Source organism: Sphingopyxis sp. Geo48 (assembly GCF_949769155.1).
GTDB lineage: Bacteria > Pseudomonadota > Alphaproteobacteria > Sphingomonadales > Sphingomonadaceae > Sphingopyxis.
This window is the reverse complement of sequence record NZ_CATKPA010000002.1, coordinates 954,914-978,883: the sequence shown is the minus strand read 5'-3', so window position 1 is coordinate 978,883 and position 23,970 is coordinate 954,914. Positions and strand designations below refer to the sequence as shown.

General features: G+C 66.0%; 22 protein-coding genes and 1 pseudogene. 15 read left to right on the top strand and 8 right to left on the bottom strand.

Features of this window, described 5'->3' with window-relative positions:
- The first annotated feature begins 293 nt into the window (after positions 1-293).
- Entirely contained in the window at positions 294-1,691 is a 1,398-nt protein-coding gene (locus QOL79_RS11465) for an amino acid permease (protein ID WP_283419666.1), read from the top strand.
- A 135-nt stretch (positions 1,692-1,826) separates the two neighbouring features.
- On the opposite strand, the gene QOL79_RS11460 is transcribed toward QOL79_RS11465, so the two are convergent.
- The 3 genes from QOL79_RS11460 to QOL79_RS11450 form a co-directional block, all read right to left on the bottom strand.
- On the bottom strand, positions 1,827-2,066 hold the full coding sequence (locus QOL79_RS11460; RefSeq protein WP_058456933.1) for a TFIIB-type zinc ribbon-containing protein: 240 nt from the start codon (positions 2,064-2,066) through the stop codon (positions 1,827-1,829).
- A gap of 116 nt (positions 2,067-2,182) precedes the next feature.
- A complete protein-coding gene (locus QOL79_RS11455) occupies positions 2,183-2,506 on the bottom strand; it encodes a DUF2218 domain-containing protein (protein ID WP_283419664.1) in 324 nt (107 codons plus the stop codon).
- Positions 2,506-3,057: a PadR family transcriptional regulator gene (locus tag QOL79_RS11450; protein WP_204992042.1), complete on the bottom strand. Its 552-nt coding sequence runs from the start codon at positions 3,055-3,057 to the stop codon at positions 2,506-2,508. Before QOL79_RS11450 ends, QOL79_RS11455 begins: the two co-directional genes overlap by 1 nt.
- Before the next feature lie 483 nt (positions 3,058-3,540).
- Here QOL79_RS11450 and rplJ point away from each other — a divergent pair, with 483 nt between their 5' ends.
- On the top strand, positions 3,541-4,056 hold the full coding sequence (gene rplJ, locus QOL79_RS11445) for a 50S ribosomal protein L10 (RefSeq protein ID WP_058456935.1): 516 nt from the start codon (positions 3,541-3,543) through the stop codon (positions 4,054-4,056).
- A 58-nt stretch (positions 4,057-4,114) separates the two neighbouring features.
- Complete coding sequence (gene rplL, locus QOL79_RS11440) at positions 4,115-4,486, top strand: 50S ribosomal protein L7/L12 (RefSeq protein ID WP_204991555.1); 372 nt, start codon at positions 4,115-4,117, stop codon at positions 4,484-4,486.
- Positions 4,487-4,587: 101 nt separating this feature from the next.
- On the opposite strand, the gene QOL79_RS11435 is transcribed toward rplL, so the two are convergent.
- Both QOL79_RS11435 and QOL79_RS11430 read right to left on the bottom strand, forming a co-directional pair.
- The gene (locus QOL79_RS11435; RefSeq protein ID WP_283419663.1) at positions 4,588-5,643 is read right to left on the bottom strand and encodes a hypothetical protein; all 1,056 of its coding nucleotides are present in this window, start codon (positions 5,641-5,643) and stop codon (positions 4,588-4,590) included.
- A gap of 130 nt (positions 5,644-5,773) precedes the next feature.
- Positions 5,774-7,288 carry a hypothetical protein gene (locus tag QOL79_RS11430; protein ID WP_283419662.1) on the bottom strand — a complete coding sequence of 505 codons (1,515 nt, stop codon included), beginning with the start codon at positions 7,286-7,288 and terminating at the stop codon, positions 5,774-5,776.
- A gap of 131 nt (positions 7,289-7,419) precedes the next feature.
- Between QOL79_RS11430 and QOL79_RS11425 the strand changes: the two genes are divergently transcribed.
- Together QOL79_RS11425 and QOL79_RS11420 are read left to right on the top strand one after the other, a co-directional pair.
- Positions 7,420-8,448 carry a D-alanine--D-alanine ligase family protein gene (locus QOL79_RS11425; protein WP_283419661.1) on the top strand — a complete coding sequence of 343 codons (1,029 nt, stop codon included), beginning with the start codon at positions 7,420-7,422 and terminating at the stop codon, positions 8,446-8,448.
- Positions 8,445-9,305, top strand: coding sequence for an NTP transferase domain-containing protein (locus QOL79_RS11420; protein ID WP_283419660.1), 861 nt, complete (start codon positions 8,445-8,447; stop codon positions 9,303-9,305). The genes QOL79_RS11425 and QOL79_RS11420 overlap by 4 nt, the downstream gene beginning before the upstream one ends.
- Here the strand turns inward: QOL79_RS11420 and QOL79_RS11415 are convergent.
- Positions 9,226-10,668, bottom strand: coding sequence for an 8'-apo-carotenoid 13,14-cleaving dioxygenase (locus tag QOL79_RS11415; protein WP_283419659.1), 1,443 nt, complete (start codon positions 10,666-10,668; stop codon positions 9,226-9,228). The genes QOL79_RS11420 and QOL79_RS11415 overlap by 80 nt on opposite strands.
- An 85-nt stretch (positions 10,669-10,753) precedes the next feature.
- Between QOL79_RS11415 and QOL79_RS11410 the strand changes: the two genes are divergently transcribed.
- Both QOL79_RS11410 and QOL79_RS11405 read left to right on the top strand, forming a co-directional pair.
- Positions 10,754-11,368, top strand: a complete 615-nt coding sequence (locus QOL79_RS11410; protein WP_283419658.1) for a TetR/AcrR family transcriptional regulator — start codon at positions 10,754-10,756, stop codon at positions 11,366-11,368.
- Positions 11,369-11,469: 101 nt separating this feature from the next.
- Positions 11,470-13,266, top strand: coding sequence for a sensor domain-containing diguanylate cyclase (locus tag QOL79_RS11405; protein ID WP_283419657.1), 1,797 nt, complete (start codon positions 11,470-11,472; stop codon positions 13,264-13,266).
- A 2-nt stretch (positions 13,267-13,268) separates the two neighbouring features.
- On the opposite strand, the gene QOL79_RS11400 is transcribed toward QOL79_RS11405, so the two are convergent.
- A complete protein-coding gene (locus QOL79_RS11400; protein ID WP_082657804.1) occupies positions 13,269-14,189 on the bottom strand; it encodes a LysR substrate-binding domain-containing protein in 921 nt (306 codons plus the stop codon).
- A gap of 103 nt (positions 14,190-14,292) precedes the next feature.
- On the opposite strand from QOL79_RS11400, the gene QOL79_RS11395 reads away from it, so the two are divergent.
- From QOL79_RS11395 to QOL79_RS11365, 8 genes and pseudogenes are all read left to right on the top strand, one after another.
- Complete coding sequence (locus tag QOL79_RS11395; protein ID WP_058456942.1) at positions 14,293-15,057, top strand: phytanoyl-CoA dioxygenase family protein; 765 nt, start codon at positions 14,293-14,295, stop codon at positions 15,055-15,057.
- 11 nt (positions 15,058-15,068) lie between these two features.
- Entirely contained in the window at positions 15,069-15,698 is a 630-nt protein-coding gene (locus tag QOL79_RS11390; RefSeq protein WP_283419656.1) for an NADPH-dependent FMN reductase, read from the top strand.
- A 90-nt stretch (positions 15,699-15,788) separates the two neighbouring features.
- Positions 15,789-16,982, top strand: coding sequence for an aminotransferase (locus QOL79_RS11385; protein ID WP_283419655.1), 1,194 nt, complete (start codon positions 15,789-15,791; stop codon positions 16,980-16,982).
- An 82-nt stretch (positions 16,983-17,064) separates the two neighbouring features.
- Positions 17,065-18,204, top strand: a complete 1,140-nt coding sequence (locus tag QOL79_RS11380; RefSeq protein ID WP_283419654.1) for an acyl-CoA dehydrogenase family protein — start codon at positions 17,065-17,067, stop codon at positions 18,202-18,204.
- Positions 18,204-19,187, top strand: a complete 984-nt coding sequence (locus QOL79_RS11375; RefSeq protein ID WP_283419653.1) for an acyl-CoA dehydrogenase family protein — start codon at positions 18,204-18,206, stop codon at positions 19,185-19,187. Before QOL79_RS11380 ends, QOL79_RS11375 begins: the two co-directional genes overlap by 1 nt.
- A gap of 673 nt (positions 19,188-19,860) precedes the next feature.
- Positions 19,861-19,959 (top strand): annotated as a pseudogene (locus QOL79_RS19600) (integrase arm-type DNA-binding domain-containing protein); the annotation flags it as partial.
- A 36-nt stretch (positions 19,960-19,995) separates the two neighbouring features.
- On the top strand, positions 19,996-20,469 hold the full coding sequence (locus QOL79_RS11370; RefSeq protein WP_502957487.1) for a phage integrase central domain-containing protein: 474 nt from the start codon (positions 19,996-19,998) through the stop codon (positions 20,467-20,469).
- 543 nt (positions 20,470-21,012) lie between these two features.
- Positions 21,013-22,176 (top strand): sensor histidine kinase, encoded by a 1,164-nt coding sequence (locus QOL79_RS11365; RefSeq protein ID WP_282949503.1) that lies wholly within the window; start codon positions 21,013-21,015, stop codon positions 22,174-22,176.
- Between the two features lie 116 nt (positions 22,177-22,292).
- Here QOL79_RS11365 and QOL79_RS11360 read toward each other — a convergent pair whose 3' ends face one another.
- Positions 22,293-23,630 carry a glycine zipper 2TM domain-containing protein gene (locus tag QOL79_RS11360; protein WP_282949504.1) on the bottom strand — a complete coding sequence of 446 codons (1,338 nt, stop codon included), beginning with the start codon at positions 23,628-23,630 and terminating at the stop codon, positions 22,293-22,295.
- Positions 23,631-23,970 lie beyond the last annotated feature (340 nt).

The following is a 23,970-nucleotide window of genomic DNA, read 5'->3' as shown; positions in this document are numbered from 1 at the left end:
GCCGCCATCGGCCTTTTCCTGCGCCGCAGCGTAAACCGACAGCGGCCCCCGCCTGCGCGGGGGCGACGGCTTATTTCGGTCGTTCCCGGTCATTAAAGCCAGATCGGCCGCAAAGGGCAGCTAAAGCCCGGAAGGCGACCTTGATGGTCCTGCCATTCCCGCCGCCCGCAGAGAACCATGCCCGCCATGGCGCGCGATGCCACGGCCGGTCCATCCCAGCCTCCGCCGTCGTCATTATCTTGCGCTGACGCGTCACTCCCTTACAAGCGGGCCATAGCCTAAGGGGAGCCCGAATGACCGACAGCCTGCTGCGTCGCAAGACCATCGTTCCGGAACAGCAGGAGGGGCACGGGCTCGCGCGGACGCTCAGCTGGCCGCACCTCGTTGCGCTCGGAGTCGGCGCGATCGTCGGCACCGGCATTTTGACATTGATCGGCGTCGGCGCCGACAAGGCGGGGCCAGCCGTGATCGTCTCTTTCCTCGTCGCGGGGCTGATCTGCGCCTGCGCCGCGCTCGCCTATGCCGAAATGGCGACGATGATTCCCGCATCGGGCAGCGCCTACACCTACAGCTATGTCGTGATCGGCGAGCTGATCGCGTGGATCGTCGGCTGGAGCCTGATCCTCGAATATTCGCTTGTCGTCAGCGCGGTCGCGGTCGGCTGGTCGGGCTATGCCGCGCCGCTGCTGCAGGCGTGGGCGAACGTGCCGATGGACCTGATGCAGGGGCCCGAGCTTGGCGGGATCGTCAACCTGCCCGCGATTGCGATCATCGCGGTGGTCGCGGGGATGCTGCTCTATGGCACGCGCGAGAGTGCCACCGTCAACGCGATCCTCGTCGTTGTGAAGATCATCGCGCTCGCCGTTTTCGTTGCGGTCGCGCTGCCGGCGTTCGACGCCGCGAACCTCGAACCCTTCAGCCCCTTCGGCTTTGCAAAGCATGTCGCCCCCGACGGCGTCGAGCGCGGGATCATGGCGGCCGCTGCGATCATCTTCTTCGCCTTCTACGGCTTCGATGCGATCGCGACCGCGGCCGAGGAGGCGAAGGATCCCGACCGCGACCTCAAGATCGGGATCGTCGGATCAATGCTCGCCTGCGTCGCGATCTATATCCTCGTCGCCGTCGCGGCGGTCGGTGCGATTTCCTACAGCAAATTCGCCAACAGCCCCGAACCGCTCGCGCTGATCCTGCGCGAACTCGGCCAGCCGCTTGCCGCGAAATATCTCGCCATCTCGGCGATCGTGGCGCTGCCGACGGTGATCCTCGCCTTCTTCTTCGGGCAGAGCCGCATCTTCTTCACCATGGCGCGCGACGGGTTGCTTCCCAAGGGGCTCGCCAGGCTGTCGGGCCGCGGGACGCCGGTGCGCATCACCATCTTTACCGCGATCGTCGTCGCGATCCTCGCGGGTTTCATTCCGCTCGACGAACTCGCCGCGCTCGCCAACGCGGGGACCCTCGCGGCCTTCACCGCGGTGTCGCTGTGCATGCTCATCATGCGCCGCCGCGCGCCCGACGCGCCGCGCACCTTCCGCACGCCGATGCCCTGGGTCGTCGGCGGGATCGCGGTGCTCGGCTGTCTTTATCTTTTCCTCAGCCTGCCGGCGAAGACGCAGATCTGGTTCGGCATCTGGAACCTTGCCGGGCTGGCGGTCTATTTCGCCTACGCGCGGCGAAATGCCGTGGCGGGATAGGATCCTCCCTGCCGCGAAGCGGTGGGGAGGGGGACCGCGCGCGGAGCGCGTGGTGGAGGGGCAGCGTCATCGCCCCTCCGTCAGCGCTCCGCGCTGCCACCTCCCCATGCCTGCGGCACAGGGAGGAATGCTCGGTCAATCGAACAGATCGCTGAGGAAGCTCTTCGTATAGCTCTTCTTCTTGTAGGGCTTTGCATAGTGTCGATCGTCGTCATAGCGCGGCTCGCGATATTGCGGCTGCGGCGCGGCCTGCCGCGGGGGCGGCGCTCCGGCGCCTTCGCTGCGCTCGATGATCTTGTCGAGCTCGCCGCGGTCGAGCCAGACGCCGCGGCACTGCGGGCAATAGTCGATCTCGATCCCCTGACGCTCCGACATCGTCAAATTTACGCGGCAGGGGGGGCAAAGCAGACCTTGAGGTTCGGACACGGAATTTCCTTTCCTTGACGAAGAAACTGGCAAATTTTGCCGATTCTCCCACCTCGCCTGCTGCTTTAGGATGAAACGCGCTGCCAGTCGAACGCCAAAGGCGCTTCCCGAAACGCAAACCGGTCGAGGTGCCGGGCCACCACGCCCGTCATCGCCTCGACATGCGCGTCGCTGCTGGCATCGATGCGCACCGTCAGCGCGTCGGCGCCCGCATCGAAGGTGACCAGCGCGTCGCCAGCCCAGGTGGCACCGCGTGCATCCTTGGGGAAGGTCACGGTGCCATGATCGGCGGTGAATTCGACCGGCAGGCTATGCTGCCAGTGCTTGCACAGCTGCTGCAGATATTTGCTCGCGTGCCCGGTCGGGACGTTGGCGACGACATTTGCCATCACAGCCGCTCGATCTTCTGCGCGGCCTCGTCGATCAGCGCGACGACGGCGTGCAGCGTCGGCTCGTCGAGGTCGCGGTCGCCCAGCCGGTTCATCAGCACGGCGCGGAGATTGCCCATCGCGCGGCGGACCGAGGCGCTGTCGGTGCGCTGGCGCTCGTCGCCGACCTCGGCCAGCCGGGCGATCAGCGCCTCGACCGCGTCCTTGTTCGCGTCGAGTTCGGCCTGGCCGGCTGCGGTGATCGCGAACAGCTTTTTGGCGCCGTCGCTGTCGGCCGCCTCGATCAGCCCCATGTCGCCCAAGAGGGTGAGGGTGGGGTAGATCACGCCCGGGCTCGGCGCATAGGCGCCGCCGGTCAGCTCCTCGATCTGGCGGATCAAATCGTATCCGTGGCGCGGTTCGTCGGCGATCAGCTTCAACAGCACGAGCCGCAGCTCGCCGCTGTCGAACATCCGCCGGCGCCGGCCGCGGCCGTCGTCGTCGCCGCGCCCGTGGCGCCCGCCAAAGCCATATCCGAAACCGCGGCCGCCCCCGCGCATTCCATGCCGCATCGCCTCGCGCATCATCCGATGCATGGCATGGCGCTCGCCGCAGCCATGCCGGTTCATTCCATGTCGCATAGCAAACTCCTTCATGCGATTCGATGTATCTAAGATATATCGTAAAACAGACTTTGCAAGGGGCAACCGTCGCGATGTGCGCGAAGTTAGCCAACTTCCGCCGATTTCCTTGACTCCCCGCCCATTCCCGCTATGAGCGCCCCCGTGTTGCCGCGGGTTCTCCTGCGGCAATTCCGTCCGAGACAGTTGGTGAAGGGAATCTGCCCTTCTTAATTTCCAGCCGAGACGGGGAACAGTCTTTTATCGGTCGCCCGCCTGCGATGCAGGCGCAAGCGGCTTGACCGACCCCATCGGACATCGTTGCGTGAAGGACAGGCGAGCCTTGGCTTGCGTCTGTCTTAGCGTGTGTTAGCCGCCCGGCGGCGCGTGCGTTTCGGCGCCCCGCGCATCCGGGCAGATGAGTGGAGTATAGGCATGGATCGTACGGAAAAGGCCGAAGCCGTATCCTCGCTGAACGCTACGCTGGCAAATGCCGCCTCGGTTGTGGTCGTCCGCAACCTCGGCATGACCGTCGCCCAGTCGACGGTTCTGCGCCAGCAGATGCGCGACGCAGGGGCCGACTTTCGCGTCACGAAGAACCGTCTTGCCAAAATCGCGCTCGATGGCACGTCCTACACCGGTATCGGCGACCTGCTGACCGGTCCCACGGCCCTTGCAACCTCGACCGACCCGGTCTCGGCTGCGAAGATCGCCGTGGAATTTGCCAAGACCAACGACAAGCTTGAAATCGTTGGCGGCGGCATGGGCGACGTGGTCCTCGACGTGAATGGCGTGAAAGCGCTGGCTTCGCTTCCCTCGCTCGACGAGCTGCGTGCCAAGATCATCGGTCTGGTGCAGGCTCCGGCCACCAAGGTTGCGCAGATTGCCGCAGCCCCGGCGGGTCAGCTGGCGCGGGTTTTTGGCGCATATGCCGCCAAAGAAGCAGCGTGATTTCGAACTAACCTTGAAACTACCTACCGGGATATCCCGGTTCTGATGGAGAATGAACATGGCTGATCTCGCAAAGATCGTTGAAGACCTGTCGGCGCTGACCGTTCTGGAAGCGGCTGACCTTTCGAAGATGCTCGAAGAAAAGTGGGGCGTTTCGGCTGCCGCTGCTGTGGCTGCCGCTCCGGCCGCTGCCGCTGCCGGCCCGGCTGCTGAAGAGCAGACCGAATTCGACGTCATCCTGACGGGTGACGGCGGCAACAAGATCAACGTGATCAAGGAAGTCCGTGCGATCACCGGTCTGGGCCTCGGCGAAGCCAAGGCGCTCGTCGAAGGCGCGCCGAAGGCCGTCAAGGAAGGCGTGAACAAGGCTGAAGCTGAAGAGCTGAAGGCTAAGCTTCTCGCCGCCGGCGCGACCGTCGAACTGAAGTAATTCGGTTCGGGTCCGGCGGGTTCGCCCGCCGTGCTTGCGACAAAGAAAAAGGGTGGTGCCTCGCGGCGCCGCCCTTTTTCATTGGCCCGCGAGCGGGCGGATCAGTTGCGCGTCCAGCCGGGCTTCAGATCCTTGCGGATGCCTCCGGGCTGCAGGCGGCGGACCTCCTGCTCGGCGGGGGCGGGGACGGTCTGACGCTGCGAGATTTCCCACGCGCTGACCGGCTTGCGCACCGGGGCCTGTTCGGTCTGCGGCTGGCTCGTCGCCAGCGCCGCGTCATAGTCGGCGCGTTCCTGGCGATCGAGGAACCGGGCGCGGGCAAGGCGCTTGCTCAGCGTCGTGAACGGATTGTCCGGCGTCGGACCCGCCATGGCAAGCGCTTCGTGGCGACCCATGCTGCGGGTCGGCACCGGGGTGAAGCCGGTCGCGGCGGCGGTGACCGGCTGCGCGGGCACAGGCTCGGCGACGGAGGCCGCGGCGATGTCCGCGCGGGCAATTTCCTCGCGGGCAAAGGCCGGTTCGGCCGACGGCACCCATTCGGCGCTGCGATGGCTCTCGTCGAATTCCCAGACTTCGGTCGCGGCGCGGCGGCGGTGCATCAGCGCGAAACCTGCGGCGCCCGCAACCAGCAACGCGGCAAGGCCACCGGCGATTTCCCAAGGGAAGCTGTCGCCGCCGGTCGCCACCTTCTCGACCGGCACCGGGGCGGGTTCGGCGATCGGCTGGACGGGCTTGGCGACCGGTGCCGCGATGGGTGCGACCTCCTCGGTCAGCACCGGGGCAGTGGGTTCGGTCGGCACGGCGGCGCGCGCCCGGACCGGAGCCGGGGCCGCAGCGCGCTGGCGCGGCGCCGGACGCGCCTCGCGGGCCGGAGCGGCGGCGGCGCGCGGTTCGGCGGCCTTCGGCGCCGGCGGCGTTTCGATCACCGTCGGGACACGGATCACCGGCGGCGGCGCCGCTGGCTCGGCGGCGGTAGGCGCGGCGGTCGGCGCCGTGGGGCTCGGCGGCTGCACGGTCGGCGGCGCCGCCGGTTCGGCGACCGGCGGCGTCATCGGGACGACCGGCGCTTCCTGCGCGAAAGCAGTGGGGGTGGACAGGGCCAGGAACGCGGCAATCGCGCTCGTGGCGGAGCGGGAGAGGGGGAGATTTTTCGTCATAGCGAGGGACAAACGAGCGGCAGTCGGAAAGTGCTGCAAAAATGCGGCGGATTCCACGACGAGCCGTGCCGGCCGGACGGCGCGGCGAAGATTCCGGTCCCGTTCGTCATGTTCCGGATCGCTTACCTGCTCAATCGACAGGGGCGGGCCGTGGCGCCGCGAAGCGCACCGCGCCTGCGGTCGAGATCGCCGCGCCGATGAGTGACATGTCGCGATCGAGACGCGCATCAAGCGCGCCGTCCGGCAGCCCGGCCAGCTCGGTGAGCAACGGCATCGAAAGCGACAGGCGGAGCGTACCCGCGATCCGGCCATCGAAAAGCGGGTGGGTCTTCACCGGCTGGCCGAGCCGGATTTCCTGCCCCAGCCACTGCCGCGTCTGGCACGCGATCAGCGCGTGCATGTCTTTCGCTGCATCGAAATCGCATTGCGGCCAACGCGCCGACAGATCGAGCGTGCGAAGCGTCTCGGTTGCGAGGCAACTCGTCCCGGCGCCAGGCACCTCGGCGAGTTCGAGCCGTTCAACGAGGCGCATCACATGGTGGCCAAACCGCGCGGCGACATGCGCAACGCGGTCCTCGGGCAGCGCGGCAAAGCGCTCCATTTCGAAGAGCGCTGCTTGCAGACGAAGCAGGAGTCCGAAGTTGCCCGTCGCGTGCAGGCGATCGGCGCCGGGCCAATCCGCGGGCCACTCGGCGCGATTTGAAAGGCGCCGAAATCCTTCCGGCAAAGGCTGCGCTCGATCCCGCGCCGAGGCTGGAACCAGCGCAAAGCCGCTGAACGGCGGACCGCCAGCGAATTTCGATCCGGTCATCAATACCACGCAGCCGAGCGCGATATACCGGCGGACCACCGCCGGGGTAATGCGGAGTTGGCAGGCATCGACGACGATCGTCATCGCATCACCATGCGTCGCGACGAGTCGCTCGACATCGTTGAGCGCGGGAAGGGTCAGCCCGGACTTCGATCCGTGCACGACGTGCACGACCGCGCGCCGCCGGTGCGCCGCCGCACGCTCGATATGGAGCGACAGTTCGGCGGTCACCGCTGCCGAAGCGCGCGGATTGCCTGTTGCGTCGCGCACCGCGACGTCGATCAGTTCGGTACCGGCGAATGCCGGGTCGATCGCAGCTTGCGCGACGACGCGCGCGCCGGTTGCGGTTTCTCCTGCGAAAAAGCGGCCGGCGGCGCTATGGACGCAGCCGCTGCCGACTTCGTCACGGCCAAGCAGCACCGCGGTCAAGGGATGACCGTCATAAGCGGCGGCGAGACCGACATATTCCAGATCGGTTCCCGACGCTGCAAAGACGATCGCGGCCTCGCCCGCGAGGCCGAAATAATCGCCGAGCCGTTCGCGGATCGCGCCCAGCCCCTCGATATAGTCGGCGCTCGCCACCGGCTGGTCGAGCCGGTCGCGCCAGTGGCCGATCAGCATGTCGAATGCGTGGGCTGAAATGCTGCTGATGGTCGATGAGCCATAGGCGAGCGCGTCGCTCGGCGCGGCGCTCGCATGATATTGATTGCGCCCCTGCGCATCTAGCCGGATGCGTCCGTCGCCTCCACTGACCAGCGCGGAGGTGAGGCGCGCCGAGTATCGGGTGCGCGCGCGCGAGGAGGCGTAGTCTAAACTTTGCGAATTCAGGAGCATGGGGAGCTATCCGGAACGGAGGAGATTTGCTGCAAACTACCGGCGCAGGATGACACTGATTTGGCGGTTTGGTGTCAGCCCGGTCATTGAAAAGTCATCGCGGTGCAACCTTGCCATGGTGAATCCGTCACATGCGAACCACCGACCTCGTGCCGACCCGGCTCCCCGAACGCCTGCGCGACACGCAGCGGCTCCTTTTCATCGCCAAACATGCGCGCTGGACCGGCGGATTGCATCCCGACGACGGCAATCACGCGCTTTATCATCGCGAGACGCGCGAGATACTCGAGGCGCTGGGGATACCGCTCGTCATCGCGGATGACTATGCCGACCTATTCGCGAGGCCCGACGCCGATTTCGTCTTCCCGCTGCTCAACAGGGGCGGCTTCTTTAATTCGGAGATGCTCCTGCCGCTGCTCTGTAACCGGCTGGGGATGCCTTATGTCGGGGCGTCGCCAATCATCCGCGGGCTCTCAGACGACAAGCATCTGACCAAGCTGGAAGCGGCGGCGCGGAGTATTCCGACCGCGCCCTGGTCGCTTTTTCGCCGCGGCGCGCCGGTCGACGTTGCACGATGCCCGCCTGCGCGGCGCTGGGTGATCAAGCCGAACAACAGCTCGGCCTCGTGGGGTATTCGCGACGCGCAAGACCGCAGCGAACTCGCGCAGGCGGTCGCTGAAATTCATGCGCTGGATCATGACGCGATCGTGGAACCGTTTATCGAGGGGAGCGACGTAGAGGTGCCCGTCATCACGACCGATGGCGTCCCCGCAATGTTGCCGATGATGATATTTGAACAGGCCGACCCGAGCCACCTGCGTACCTATCAGGAAAAGCGCGACCTCGTCGACCGTAGCCAGAAATACAGTCTCAAATTGTTCGACGACGCCGAGGTCGGTGCGCGGCTCGTTCGCTATACGATGGAGATGGCGGAGGTTTTCCGGCCCTTCGACTATGGCCGCTTCGAATTTCGTGTCGATTTCGCGACGGGCGAAATCCGGCTTCTCGAAGTCAATCTCAACTGCAATCTCTGGTCGGAGAAGGTGTTCGGCCGCGCCGCGATCGCCGCGGGTTTCACCCAGGCCGACCTGATCGAGACGATCGTGGCCGAGAGCATGATTCGCCAGCTTGTAGGCTTTGCGCGGAGGAATGCGGCATGAGCGGCTCGATCCTGATCCTCGCGGGGCGCCGCCCGGGCGCGGTCGACGCGCTGGCCGAGGCGCATGGCGTTCGCGACAAATGCCTCGTTCCGGTCGCAGGCCGCCCGATGATCGCGCATGTGCTCGACAGCGCGGCGCAGACCAATGCCGCGCATATCTTCGTCTCGACGCATCATCATAAACTGCTTGATGACCTTGCCGACGAGGTGGTCGAGCGACTGGGCGACCGGCTGACGATTGTGTCAGCGGCCGACAATCTGGCGGACTCGGTGCTGGCGGTTGCCGAACAGGCCGAGTTTCCGCTGTTCATCACCACGGCCGACAATTGCCTGCTGACCCCCGCGACGATCACCGAGATCGGCGCCGAGGCGGCGCGGCTCGGCGTCGGGGCGGGGGTCGCGCTCGCACGGCGCGAGGATGTGCTCGCGGTTCATCCCGAGGGGCAGCGGCGCTTCTATGAATTTTCCGACGTCGCGGTCTCGAATTGCAACGCCTACTGGATCGGCGACCGGTCGGCGCTCCGCGCGGCCGAGGCGTTTCGCGGCGGTGGTCAGTTCGTCAAGAAGCCCGTCCGCATCATCCGTGCCTTCGGCCTTGTCAACCTGCTGCGCTTCCGCTTCGGGCTCGGGCCGATCCACCACATCTTCCAGCGCATTTCGCGCCACCTGAAAGTCGACATCGCCCCGCTGCTGGTGAGCAACGGGGCGACGGCGATCGATGTCGACAACGAGCGGTCGCTGCGCGTTACCGAGGCGCTGATCAGGCGCCCCGATATGGTCAATCCGCGACCCAGTTTCCGTGAAATCCCGGCGGAACACGGTGCGGCAGGTGAACCACAGCTTGCGGTGACCCGGTAAAATCGTCGGCGTTCAGGATGACGAGATCGGTGGTCTCGTCATTCATGTCGACGACGAGGCCAATCAGCCAGCCGTCATCCTCGGCGCCCTGTTCGCTGCGCGGGACGAAGACGAACTCGCCGGGATGGCGACCGGGGCCGAAGTCGTGGATGTCGGTCACGCCCTTATCGAGGTCGTGGCGGAACAACCGCGTATCGGCGAGCTGCCATTCCGACCTGGCCGCGTCGGGAATCGCGATCGTATAGATATAGCGATAGGGCTTGGTGGTCAGCCGCTCGTCGTAACGCGGGAATTCCTGGGCATGGCCGTGGATGACGGAGCGCATCGAGGTTCGCGCGACCGGATCGAGCGTCCAGCGCTCCATCTGCGCCTTCTGGCTGTCGGGGCCACGCGTGGATTCCGCGAACATCGTCTCGTGCGCGACGACATCGACGATCACCTTGCCGTCCACGGTCTCGAACGCGTTGGCGGGGTGGAAGACATAGCAGGGATCGATCGGGATCCAGACGATGTCGTCCGCGTTGCCTTTCCTGGGGAGAAGGCCGACGCGCGAGGGATGCTTCTCGTTCCACGCATAGGGGAAGCTATGGCCCGCGAGCAGGCGCTTCATCGAGAAGGTGACGGGCAGGTCGAGGACGAGCACATAATTTTCGGTGATCGCGCAGTCGTGGATCGACGGGCCGTCGCTGACCGGGATGGCAAGCTCGCGGATCACATGGGCCTTGCTGTCGACGACGACGTGCCAGACGGTGTTGAAGTCGTCGCCCTTGTAGGTGATCGAATGCATCTCGCCCGTCGCGGGGTCGAGGTGCGGGTGCGCGGTGTACGGGCCCTTCAGCGTCCCGTCGAACGGGTTGTGCGCGATCGTGTTCAGCTCATAGCCGAGCTCTACGGGCTTGCCGCCCGCCTCGACGATCGCGAAGGTGCGGCCGTCGACGCCGATGACATTGGTGTTCGGGGCGTCGTTGCTTTCCTCGCGCGGGCCGGCCGGGATTTCCTCGCCAAGCACGGCGCAGGCTTCGGTGCCGCGGACCCAGCGGTTGCGATACCAGTCGGCCTTGCCGCCTTCGATGCGGATGCCGTGGACCATGCCCGCGCCGGTGAACCAGTGGTAGCTCGCGGGATCGGGGGCGACCGCCGGGTTTGGGCCGTTGCGCAGATAGCGGCCGGTCAGCGCCGCGGGGATTTCGCCGTCGACGCGCAGCGCTTCCAGCGTCAGTTCCTCGTCCATCGGTTTGTGGATACCGGTGAGATAGGGATGCGCGTCGGCGGGGGTGGGGAGGCGCTTGCGGTTGAAGTCGGCGACGGCGCCGATGCCTTTCTTCACCGCGCCGCGGATCAGGCTTTCTACGTTGCTCGCCATGTCGATGCTCCTTAAGTGGAAGGTTACGAAGGTGTCGCGCGGTGTGGGGGTTGCGCGGACGACTCGGAATGTTTACGGTGACAACATGGCCGAACAAGATAACAGTGTCAACATGGAAAATGCCGGCGGGAAAACCACGGGCACCTATCATCATGGCGACTTGCGCGCGGCGGTGATCGCGGCGGGGCTGAGGCGGCTGGAGGAAGGCGACGGCGCCGAGCTCAGCCTGCGGGCGCTGGCACGCGACGTCGGGGTCAGTGCGACCGCGCTTTACCGCCATTTTCCCGACAAGGAGGCGCTGCTCGACGCGCTCGCCGACGAAGGGCTGCGCCGCCTCGGCGCGCTGCAGGCGCAGGCGTGGCTGCGCGCCGGCGGCGGCCGCACCGGCTTCCTGGCGATCGGCGTCGCCTATGTCCGCTTCGCGCACGACGAGCCTGCGGTGTTCCGCCTGAGCTTCACGCGCCAGATGCCCGAACGCTATCAGGAAAAGGGCAGCGACGGCGGCGATGTCGCCTATGGCCTGCTCCGCGCCGGCGTCCAGCAATCGCTGCCCCATCTGGAAGAAAAGGTCGATGTCGCGGCGCTGCACGCCTGGTCGCTGGTCCACGGCCTTGCGATGCTGGTGCTTGACCGCCGCATAGAATGGGACGAGGCGATGGTCGAGCAGGTGGTCGGAATGACCTTTGGCGGGGTCGACTGACACCGCGACCCAGCCTGCCCGGGGGAGGTATGGCGGCGAAATGGTACAAAACGGGGAAAATCTTAGCGCTTTATTTGCCAGCGTCGACCTAGGGTAACCCCATGACGCGGTCGCACTCTCCCCGAGTCGAAGTGGCGGTATGGGCGCTGCTGACGGCGTTCGGCTATTTCCTGCTGGCCGCCGTGTCGCTCCATGCCACCAAGGGGGCCGACAACACTGCTGCGGTGTGGCCGCCGAGCGGTTACCTGCTCGCGCTGCTGTTGCTGATGCCCGCCCATGCCCGCCTCGCGTCGCTGGCCGGCATGGCCGTGGCGAGCCTGGCCGCGAACATGCTCGGCGGATCGAGCCTCGCCCTGTCGGCCGCCTTCACCGTCGCCAACGGCTGCGAGGCCTGTACCGCGCTGTGGCTGATCCGCCGCCGTGAAGCCGGCGAACTGTCGTTCATGGTCCCGCGCTCCTTCGCCAATTTCTGCATCGCCGCGCTGTCGGCAAGCGCACTCAGCGCCTCGATCGCGACGGCGCTCGTCGGCGCCAGTCTGGGCGGGCGCAGCCTCGATTTCTTCCTGTCGTGGCTGACGACGGTCGCGCTCGGCATTCTGATCGTGACGCCGCCGATCGTGACGCTGGCGCGGCTGATCGGCTCGAAGGCGCTGGAGCACGCCCCGGCGCGGATGAAGGGCGAGGCGGTGCTGATCCTGACCGCCACCGCCGCGGTGACCGCAATCGCCTTTTCGCAGGCGCATTTCCCCTCGACCTTCCTGCCGTGTATCGCGGTGGTCGCCGCCGCCTATCGCGTCGGCCCGTTCGGCGCCGCGACCGCGATGCTGATCGTGACGATCATTACCTCGCTGTTGACCGGTCAGGGAATGGGACCGGTGGCCGCGATCGAGGCCGATCGGACGACGCGCGTCCTGTTCCTGCAATTCTACCTGCTCGCGATGCTGTTCACGACGCTGCCGCTCGCCGCGCTGCTCGTCGCCCAGCGGCGGCTGGCGAGGCGGCTCGAACAGAGCAATCGTTCCTTGTTGCAGGCCGAAGCCGCGGCGCTCGTCGGCCATTGGCGCGTCGACCTGGTGCGCTGGGCGATCGAATGGTCCGATCAGACCTATCGCATCCACGGGCTCGCCCCCGGCACGCCAGTCGACGTCGAATACAGCATGGAGCAATATCTGCCCGAGGACCGGGAAATCGCGCAAAGCATCTTGCGGGAGGCAGTGAAAACCGGTCAGCCCTTCGAATATCAGGGCAGGCTGCGGCGCGCCGACGGCGAGGTCAGGCACGTCAAGTCGCACGGACTGATCGAGACGGGGCGTGGCGGCAAGCCCGTCGGCATCTTCGGAACGCTGCAGGACGTCACCGAGACGGTCGAGAATGCCCGCATCCTCGAAGCGGCGCGGAACGCGGCCGAGCGGGTCGCCAACACCGACATGCTGACCGGCCTGCCGAACCGGCGCCACACGCTGGCCTTCCTCGAAAAGGCGATGGTCGGCGCGCGCGACCATGGGGCGCCGCTGGCGGTCGCGATCTTCGACATCGACCATTTCAAGCGCATCAACGACGAGTTCGGCCACGCGGTCGGCGACGAAGTGATCCGCCGCGTCGCGCGGCGCGCCAAGGCGTCGCTGCGCGACGAGGACATGGTCGGGCGCTTCGGCGGCGAGGAGTTCGTGTGCATCCTCCAGCGGTCGAGCGCGCAGGCGGCCGAACTGGTCGCCGAACGGCTGCGCAAGGCGATCGAGGCCGACGACGGCGGCGGCGATCTGCCGCCCGCGACGGTCAGCATCGGGCTGGCGGTCTATGACGGCGAGCTTGACGCCGAGGAATTGCTCCACCGCGCCGACCAGGCACTCTATGCGGCGAAGCGCGAGGGACGGAACCGGCTGCGCATGGCGGCCTGATCCTAATTGGAAGACACAACCTTTCGCACATGCGCGAGGCACGCTGTCGTCTCGCGCGCCACATCGGCATTCAGCCACGCGACGATCTCGGGCGTTGGTCCGATGTCGGGCTCGAGCAGTGCGAAATCGAGATAGACCGGCGGCGCGATCGGGCGCACCGCAACGTTCAGCCGGTGGAACAGCGGGGCGCTGAACGGTTCGGCGATCGACACGCCCAGCCCCGCCTCGACGAAGGCATATAATATCTGCGAATGCTGCGTCTCCAGCCGCCGCGACACCGGGATACCCGAATGGTCGAGCGCAGCGTCGATCCCGTTCCACAGCGCGTCGGCCTCGTGCATCGGGCCGATGAACTCCTCCCCCGCCAGATCCGCCACCGCGAGTTGCGGCCGCGCCGCAAGCGGGTGGTTCGCGGGCAGGATGCAGACATATTCGGCGCGCGCGAGCAGCGTCGACCTGATGCCTTCGCGCCCCGGCGCATCGACCCCGATGCCAAGGTCCGCCTGCCCCAGGAAGACGCGTTCTTCGATCGCGCGCTGGCCCAGCGATTCGACCGTGATCTTGATCTCAGGATAGAGGATGCGAAAGCGCGCGATCACCGCGGGCAGCACCGACATGGCGATGGCGGCCAGCGCCGCGATGCGCACCGTGCCGACCGGGTGCGCGCGGATACGCCGCGCCGCCTGGTCGAGCAGGTCGAGCCCCGCGTAGCTTCGCCGCACCGCTTCGTACAGCGCCTGCGCCTGCGCGGTCGGATGGACGCGCGCGCCGCGTCGGTCGAAGAGCCGGAACCCCACGGCCCGCTCCATGTCGGCGATCAGCCGGCTCACCGATGGCTGGCTGATGTTCAGCATCGTCGCGGCGGCGGTGATGCCCCCGCTTATCATCACGGCGCGAAACGCCTCGACCTGCCTCATTCGCATGAGCCATAGTATAGACGTATGGCTGAGGGATGCAATTCGATTGGATACGATGGCCGATTTGGGGGTATCGAGTCGCTATCGGATAAATCCGGGAGAGACGGAAATGGATTACGCGGCTCAGCGCGAACAGTTCGCGACCGAAGGCTATGCAGTGTTCGAACGCATTCTCGAAGGCCCGCTGCTCGACCTGCTGCGCGAGGAATGCGGTCGCGTCATCGAGCGCGAGGACGCCCGGCTCGACGCTTTGGGGGTCGAGGTCGACGGTATCAGCCACAAGGGCAAGCGCTATTTCGCCGGCGAATGCCAGCGCAAGCAGCCCGACCTCAGGAAGATGCTGTTCAGCGAAACGATGGCCGACATCTGCCGCGCGACGCTCGGCGACGACGCCTATTTCTTCTACGACCAATATGTCGTGAAGGGCGCCAGCGAAGGCATGCCGTTCAGCTGGCACCAGGATTCGGGCTATGTCGTCGGCAATGGCGGCCCCGCCGACCACAAGCCGTACCTCACTTGCTGGTGCACGCTCGACGATACCACGGTGGCGAACGGCACCGTGCGCATCATGCCCTTTTCGCAGGCGCCCGAGACGCGCAAAGGCATCGTCCCGCACGTCCGTCAGCCGGGGAGCAACGATCTGGTCGGCTACACCGGCGACGATGAGGGTGTGACGCTCGAAGTCCCTGCGGGCAGCGTTGTCGCCTTTTCCAGCCTTGCGCTCCACGCGACCGGATCGAATTCAACCCCGAACATGCGCCGCGTCTATCTGGCGCAATATTCGCCCGAGCCGATCCTCAATCCCGGCACCAACCACCTTCGCCGCAACGCGATCGCCTTCCTGCGCGGCGGTAGCCAGGTGACCTTCAACTAAGGGAGAGCGTGATGATCGATCGTCCCGTTTCCGTCCGCCGTCCGCACATCGTCGCGCTGGGGGGCAATGCCACGACCGGCGGCTCGGCAGAGCGGCTGCTTCGCCACGCGCTTGCGCGCTGCGAGGCGCGGGGTGCCGATACGATGCTGTTCGCGGGCGAAGCGATCGACCTGCCGCTCTATGCCCCGCACCATAGCGAGCGGTGCGCGAAGGCAGAGGCGCTGACCGGCGCGCTGCGCGATGCCGACGGGATCATCGTCGCCTCGCCCGCCTATCACGGCACCGTGTCGGGGGTGGTCAAGAATGCGCTCGACTATGCGCAGGATCTCGTCTCCGACGCGCAGCCCTATTTCGATGGCCGTGCCGTCGGGCTGGTCGCGGTCGCGGGCGGCTGGCAGGCGGCGGGAAGCACGCTCGCGACCTTGCGTTCGATCACCCATGCGCTGCGCGGCTGGCCGACCCCGATGGCGGTCACCGCGAACAGCAGCCAGCCGCTGTTCGATCCCGACGGGCTGCTGACCGACGAGGGTATCGCGGCGCAGATCGACATCATGACGAGCCAGGTGATGATGTTCGCCCGGATGAAGGCGGCTTACGACCCCGCCGGGGCCCAGCGGCAGCCGGAGGTCCAGCGGGCATAGAGTCCGCGGCCCGGTTGCCCGAAGGGGCGACGCACGGCTGCCCCCTTTACAGCGTCCATCGGTGCGAACATCGTGTGCAGACCGCCACCCATGACGCGCCGGAGCATGATGCCCGCCATTCACCCGATTTACGACGCGATGGCGCCGACGATCTTCGAGCATATGTCGGGGCTCGCCCGCGCGCACGGCGCGATCAATCTGGGGCAGGGATTTCCCGACGGGCCGCCGTCGCCCGACATGCTGAACGCCGCCGTGCGCGCGCTGCACGAAAGGTCGCAGCAATATCCCCCGGCCTGGGGGATCCCCGAACTGCGCGAGGCGATCTGCCGCTTCTATGCGCGGCGGCAGGGAATGGCCCTCGAGAGCGAGCAGGTGATCGTGACGTCGGGCGCGACCGAGGCGCTTGCCGCCACCTTCCTGTCGCTGGTCGGGCCGGGCGACGAGGTCATCCTGTTCCAGCCCGCATATGACAGCTATGCGCCGATGATCCGGCGGGCGGGCGGCACGCCGGTGTCGGTCCATCTTCGCCCGCCCGGCTGGCACTATGACGCCGATGCGCTGGAGCGCGCGATCACGCCGCGCACGCGGGCGTTGGTACTGAACGATCCGCTCAACCCGGCGGGCACGGTCGCGAGCGCCGCCGAGCTTGCGATGATCGCCGGCCTGTGCCGGCGGCACGATCTGGTCGCGATCTGCGACGAGGTGTGGGAGGATGTCCGCTTCGACGGAATCGCGCACCGGTCGCTCGCCTCGCTGCCCGGCATGGCGGCGCGCGTGGTCAAGATCGGGTCGGCGGGGAAGATATTCGGGCTGACGGGGTGGAAGGTCGGATGGCTCTGCGCTTCGCCCGGCATGGCGCGCGCGATCGGCCGTGCGCACCAGTTCCTGACCTTCACGACGCCGCCGGCGTTGCAATGGGCGGTCGCCGAGGGTCTGGACCGGCCAGAGGGCTGGTTCGCACCGCAGCGCGCCGCCTGGGCCGCGGGCCGCGAACGGTTGGCGCACGGTTTGACCGGCGCGGGCTTCGCCGTCCTGCCCGGCGCGGCGACATGGTTCCTGTGCGTCGACCTCGCGGCATCGGGACTCGCGATCGACGACCGCCTGTTCAGCGAGCGCGCGGTGCGGGAGGCGGGGGTGGCGTCGATCCCCGTTTCGGCGCTGTGCGAGGGCGGCGGCCCGGCGCCTATCGTCCGGCTGTGTTTCGCCAAGGAGGGTGCGGTCCTCGACGAAGCGGTCGCGCGCCTCGCGCGCTTTCGGGAGCGATTGGCGGAGGAAATCGGTTGATCCCGATGCGCGCGGCTGCAATGTGCCGCCAGCCGGGCGTACGGACGGGCAAGAAGCGGGAGGCGGGACGCTGTTCGACACATTGACCCTGGCGGCGTTGCCGCCCGAAGACGAAGCGATCCGTCCCGCGATCCGCGCGCTCGTCGCCGAGGCGGTCGCGGCATTGCCCGACGATCGCCGCGCCCGGTCGTGGGCGGGGTTCGATGCCGCGTTCAGCCGGCGGCTCGGCGAGGCCGGCTTTCTGGGCCTGACGCTCCCCAAGCGCTATGGCGGGCACGAGCGCGGACCCTTCGTGCGCTTTGTGGTCGTGGAGGAACTGTTGTCGGCAGGGGCGCCGGTCGCGGCGCACTGGATCGCCGACCGGCAGAGCGCGCCGCTGATCCTCAATTTCGGGACCGAGGAGCAGCGGCAATATTATATCCCGCGCATCTGCCGCGGCGAGCTGTTCTTCTGCATCGGAATGAGCGAGCCGGGGTCGGGGTCCGACCTCGCCAGCGTCCGCACCCGCGCGGCGCGGACCGAGACCGGCTGGCGCGTCAACGGGCAGAAGATCTGGACCACCAACGCGATGCACAGCGACTATATGATCGCGCTGCTCCGCACCTCGGGCAGCAGCGAGGATCGGCACGCAGGCCTGTCGCAGCTGATCATCGACCTGAAGGCGCCGGGCGTCACCGTGCGGCCGATCGTCGATCTGGCCGGCGACGCGCATTTTGCCGAGGTGTTCTTCGAGGATGTCGACCTTCCCGCCGAGGCGCTGATCGGCCATGAGGGCGAGGGCTGGAAGCAGGTGACCGCCGAACTGGCGTTCGAACGCAGCGGGCCCGAGCGCATCTATTCGAGCGTCGTGCTGCTCGATGCGTGGATCCGCCACCTGCGTGGCGTCGGGCGCGACGACACCGCGACGCTCGATCTGGTCGGCGATTTCACCGCGCGGCTTGGCGTGCTGCGCGCGATGTCGATCGCCTGCACCGCGCGCCTCGCCGCGGGGGAGAGCCCGGTCGTCGAGGCATCGCTGGTGAAGGACCTGGGCACCAGTTTCGAACAGGAGCTGCCGGTGGCGATCGGCGCCGACCTTGCCGCGTGGCCGGACGAGGCGGTCGATGCCGAGCTCTACCGGACGCTGCTCTACGTCACCCACCTCGCGCCCAGCTTTTCGCTGCGCGGGGGGACGCGGGAAATCCTGCGCGGCATCGTCGCGCGCGGCATGGGACTACGCTGATGGACGCGGCGGATCTGATCGAACCCTTCGCGCGGATGCTCGATACGATCGCGGCGCCCGCCGCGGTGCGCGCCGTCGAGCGTGGCGGGAGCGCCGATGCGATGTGGGCCGAGGTTGCGGCATCGGGCTTTCTCGACGCGCTGGTCGGCGAGGATGCGGGCGGCGCCGGCCTGCCGCTCGCGGTCGCCAATGCGCTGTGGCAGGAACTCGGGCGGCGGGCCGTGCCGCTGCCGGTCGGCGAGACGATGATCGCGCGCGCGCTGCTCGCCGCGGCCGGACGGCCGATCCCCGACGGACCGGTCGCGCTCGCCGTTGCCGGCCAGGGGCGGCGCACCGTCGTGCCGTTCGGGCGGGTCGCGCACCATGTTCTGGTCGAGAGCGAGGGGAGGCTGCATCTGGTCGCGGCTGCCTCGGGCGACCCCGAAGCAACGGGCGTGACCGGCGACCTCTCGGCGGTGATGCGCTGGGACGCGTTGCCGGGCGCCGACGCCTTCGCCGCGCCCGAAGCCGGACTGCGCGCCCTGGCAGCGGTGCTGCGCGCCGCATTGATCGCGGGGGCGGCCGACCGGCTCGTCGAAATGACCGCAGCCTATGCGAACGAGCGCATCCAGTTCGGCAAGCCGATCGGGCGCCAGCAGGCGCTGCAGCAGACGATGGCGGTCATGGCCGAGGACGCGGTTGCCGCGCGCATCGCGTCGCAGCTCGGCTGCGCGGGCGCCTTCCCGCCGGCGCTCGCGGCCGCCGCCACGGCGAAGTCGGTCGCCAGCAAGGCGGCGGCGCGGATCGCGGCGAGCGCGCACGCCGTTCATGGCGCGATCGGAATCAGCGAGGAATACGACCTCCAGCTCTTCACCCGCCGCCTGCACGCGTGGCGGCTGGCCGACGGGTCGGAAAGCTATTGGAACCGGCGGCTTGGCAGGCTGCGTCTCGGCAGCGAGGCGGGATCGGTCGATTTCACCCGCGCCGAGCTGTTTTCGGCATAGGCGGGCCCCGGCCCGCCGTTGCGGCGCTGCCAAAGCTCTCTAGCAAGAGTGTGATATCAGGGGACGATTTGGCGCTTTCGTCCAATCGCGGCCCGGTCGCGGCGTGTAATTGCGCCTTGCGACCCAGAAGAGTTCTTCCTCGTTCGAGGACAGAAATCTTCATCTGGCGCCCGCCGGTTCCATTCCGGCGGGCGCTTTTTTGTCCGCGATCGCCGCCCCGCCGGAATGGCTGTTCGAAAAACCGCCGGAGCGACACCCAAAGATCATGCTTCACGTCGATCGCGGAGACCGGGGTTTAGCCTCGGCAAGGCGCGCCCTTGCGGGGCGATCCTGGATCACTGCTGCTTTTTTCGAAGTCCCGCAGGACTGTTTGGTGCGGTCGAGAGGGAAAAATTAAGATCCTAGCGCAGCGCAGCGCACCTCACCGATCATCGAATTTACTCTCATATTTTGATATGCTTACCTCATCCAATATCACTCCGTCTCATCCAATCTTATGCGTTGAGGTGGACTAGAAGGTGGACTCGTTTGCGCATAAACGCCCTTTCGAAATCGAGTTCGGTTTCGCTCCCGCCTGGCAAGCATGCCGACGGCCAAGGGTTGTGGTTTGTGAAGCGAACACAGGGAACGGGTAAGTGGTTTTTATGCCTCACCATAAAATGGCCGCCGCCGTGAAATGGGGCTTGGGCGATGGCCGGATGTATCCATAGCTGAGGCGCGGGAAAAAGCAGAGGCCGCTCGGCGAACCTTTCGCGAGGGGAAAGACCCGGTCTTCGAAAGAGCTAAGCTAAAGTGCGTAGCCAAGCCGCTGACGGCCAGGGAGGTAATTGACGACTGCTTCGAGGCCAGGAAAGCCGAACTGAAGGGGGAAGGCAAAAACGGTAGGTGGATGAGCCCGCTTCTCGTCCACGTGATTCCCAAGATTGGCCAATATCCCATCGAGGAGGTAGATCAGCATGTACTGAAACAGACGCTGGCGCCGATTTGGCATGAGAAAGCGGAGTCTGCTGAAAAGGCACTCAACCGCATCCAAATCGCGCTGCGGCACCCAGCCACGCTCGGGCTGTCGGTCGACCTTCAGGCTACGATGAAGGCCAAGGCGCTCCTTGGCAAGCAGCGGCGAACCACGACCCATATTCCTTCCATGCCCGATGCTGAGGTGCCCTCCTTTTATAAATGGTTGAAGGGACAAACGACAGTGTCAGCAAGCGCGCTTCGCCTTCTGATCCTGACGGTGTCCCGTACTACCGAGGTCCGCCTCTCGGCTTTCCCAGAATTCTAAGAGGAAATTTGGACCCTACCGGACGAGCGTACGAAAACGGGCATTGGCCGCTGAATTCCACTCGTTGCCGAAGCGCAGGAGATTGTGCGAAATCGCGTTGCAGCATCAGGCACGAACTTTCTGTTTCCAGCGTACTGCGGCCAGCCAATTTCGGACGCCGCAATGGCGACGTTGATGAAACGCGCGGGTCTCGAAACCCGGCCGCATGGATTCCGGGCGAGCTTTCGAACTTGGGTCGAGGAGAAGACGGATGCCCAGTTCGAAGTCAAAGAATCTTGCCTGGGTCACGCCGTCGACACAGGAGTAGTCGGTGCATACCAAAGGTCGGATCGTATCGAAAAGCGTCGCCGGCTTTTGCGGAAATGGGAGGCGTTCTTGCTGCAGGGTGGCTGAAAGGTCGGCTTTGCGCCTGATTTCAGCCTTTCAGCCCGAGTCACTCGCCACCTGAAAGCGGTCGCTTGGATTTAGTGAGCGATGGCGACACGAGGCAATACCGAACCCCTTGCTCAATCAATCGCGCGTAACCGCCGATGGAGCGGAATCTTGGCGCGACGCGCCTGCATTCATGGTATACTCTCCATGTTAGCGGCGCGCTTCTCGTGTTCGCGAGCGCGCCGTTTCTCCCCGGACCCGGCTTTCAAGCCCGTCAGCTCTCCGGTCTCCCCGAAAGGGGCCATGATGACCCGCACCATCCATGCCGACGTTGCGCTCAATCTCGCGCTTGCCGTCATTGCCGCCTCCGATGCACCCGCCCTGCTGCTCGACCAGGATTTCACGATCATTGCGGCCAGCACGTCCTTCTGCCGCGCCTTCGCGTTCGACCGGCGGCAAGCCGTTGGGCGGACGCCGATGGAACTGGGAGACGGCGAGTGGGACGTGCCGCAACTTCGGACATTGCTCGGCGTCACCTTTCGCGGCGACGCAGAGATAGAATGCTATGAAATGGACCTCGATGGCCCGGGCGCGCCCCGCCGGCTCGTGCTCCGTGCGAAGATGCTCGACTATGGCGATCTAGCCCGGCCGCGCTTGCTGCTGACCATTTCGGACGTGACCGAAGCGCGGATCAGCGAAAAGTTGAAGGATGACCTGTTGCGCGAGAAGGCGATCCTGCTTCAGGAGCTTCAGCATCGCGTCGCCAACAGCCTTCAGATCATCGCCAGCGTGCTCATGCAGAGTGCGAGGCGGGTGCAGTCGGAAGAGACGAGAAGCCATCTTCGCGATGCGCATAATCGCGTGATGTCGATTGCCACCGTCCAGCAACATCTGGCGGCGTCACGGTTGGGCGAGGTCGAATTGCGTGCCTACTTCACGCAGCTTTGCCAGAGCCTCGGCGCCTCGATGATCCGCGACCCGGACCTTGTCTCGCTCAAGGTGAGCGCGGACGACAGCATGGTGAATGCCGACATCTCGGTCAGCCTCGGGTTGATCGTGACGGAACTCGTGATCAATGCGCTGAAGCATGCGTTCCCGGGCGAACGCGGTGGAGCGATCCTGGTGGATTATCATGCACTGGGCGAGGCATGGAAACTGACGGTCCGTGACGACGGCGTAGGCACACCCCGCAAGCTGGCTGCGGCCAAGCCCGGCCTCGGGACCAGTATTGTCGAAGCCCTGGCGAGACAGCTTCACGCGACCGTCGAAACGGTGGGCGCCAATCCCGGAACTAGGGTTTCGATCGTGCACGACGCGCCGGTCGGTGCGGGCTGAAGCGGGCGCGGCCGGTTGACAAGATGGTTCTGCCAACTTCCGCCATGATCGGGATGAAAAACTGCCGCCCCCGCATTGAGCGGAGGCGGCAGATCCCCTTTTGATGGGCGTTCGTTTTACTGCGGGCTGAGCCGCAGGCGAAGATTCAGGCGATCGATCCTCGACTGAAGCGCGGCTTCATTGCGCGCTGACAGGCGGTCCATCCGGTCATGACGCATGGCCCGCTCGCTGGCGCGAATGGATCGCAGCTCGCGGCTGGCACTCATGGCCGTCCGGTTGTCGATCGTGCGCTCCGATCGCGCGGTGCGGACATATTGGTCGAGGTTGGCGAGCTGCGAGAGGATAGCGGGGCGGTTCGCCCCATAGTCGCTGTCCATGCCCTCGCGCCCGGTAGGAACCCAGCGCCCGCGGGCGTCGTAATAGCCCGTCGTCACTCCGGCGTTCCATCGGCCATTCCGATCATAATAGCCGGGATGCGGATCGGCGATCCACTGGCCGTTCGCGTCGCGGCGACCGCTCGCGGCGCCGGCAATCCACTGGCCGTTCGCGTCATAATGGCCGACGGTCACGCCCGCGACCCAGCGGCCGCGCTGATCATAGTGGCCACTTGCGGCACCGGTTATCCAGCGATCATTGTCATCATAATAGCCGGCCGAAGAGGCCGGTATCCAGCGGTTCTGGCCGTCATAGCTGCCGCTTGCCGTTCCGTCCTCGCGCTGGGGAATCCAGTTGCGCCGTTCGTCATAATAGCCGTTCGGCGTTCCGGTGACCCACTTGTTATCGCGGTCATAATAGCCGGTAGCTCGGCCGCGCGCGGTCAATGTTGCGTGCCACGCGCCGGCGGTGTCGTAATAGCCATAGGCGTCGTCGCGGCGAGTTGGCGGGTTTGAAGCGGTGTTTCCGATCCAACGCCCGCGATCGTCATACCGGCCACTCGTCGAACCCGGCACCCAGAGGTCGTCGCGGTCGTAATAACCGTTCGCTGATGCGGGCACCCATTCGCCGCCCGGTCGATAGTCGCCTTCTCCGCGACTGGACGCCGCGTAAGTGACCCAGCGGCCATCGCTGCCATATCGACCGTTGGGCGGACCATCGACCCATATCCCGTCACGATTATAATAGCCGCGGGCATCGGAGGAGTTCACCCCGGTGGCGTGCCAGCGATTTTCATTGTCGTAATAGCCAAAGGCATCGCGGCAATCGCGCGTCGGTTTGGCGATCTGGTTGGCGAGAACGGCTCCTGCGGCGGCGCCGACCACGGTTCCGACCGTCTTGTCGCCACGACCGGCGACGACATTGCCGAGCACGCCGCCGGCCGCCGCTCCACCGATGGTGGCGACGACGCGCGTCGAGCGCTGTTCTTCGCAGGTCGCCTGCGACTGCGTTCGTGCGCCGGCGATGGACGGAACAAGGGCGATGGCGGCGATATTCGCCGCGAGAATAAACCTGTACATTTGGGGGCTCCTGGAGCTGACAAGATGCCGCTCGCAATTAAACAACGCTCAGTATTTTTTATAGTTCCCCTATTTCCCCCGTTTCCTGAAATTATGGTTTCAAGATTCGATTTATTTTTTCATATCATGATAAATATATTGGGTAATTTATATTGTTTCTAATCGGGATTTTATCAACGGTCTTGGTAGACGGGTGGGAGATTTGATGAGATGTGCGCAGAATATCCCCGTCGCCGCCTGAGCCGGCACGCGAAAAATCAGGCTGAAATGACGGGCGGGAGTGAACGCACCGCTGGCCTTGCACCAAACAGCCTGCCGCGGGCGATCAGTCGCGCCCTGC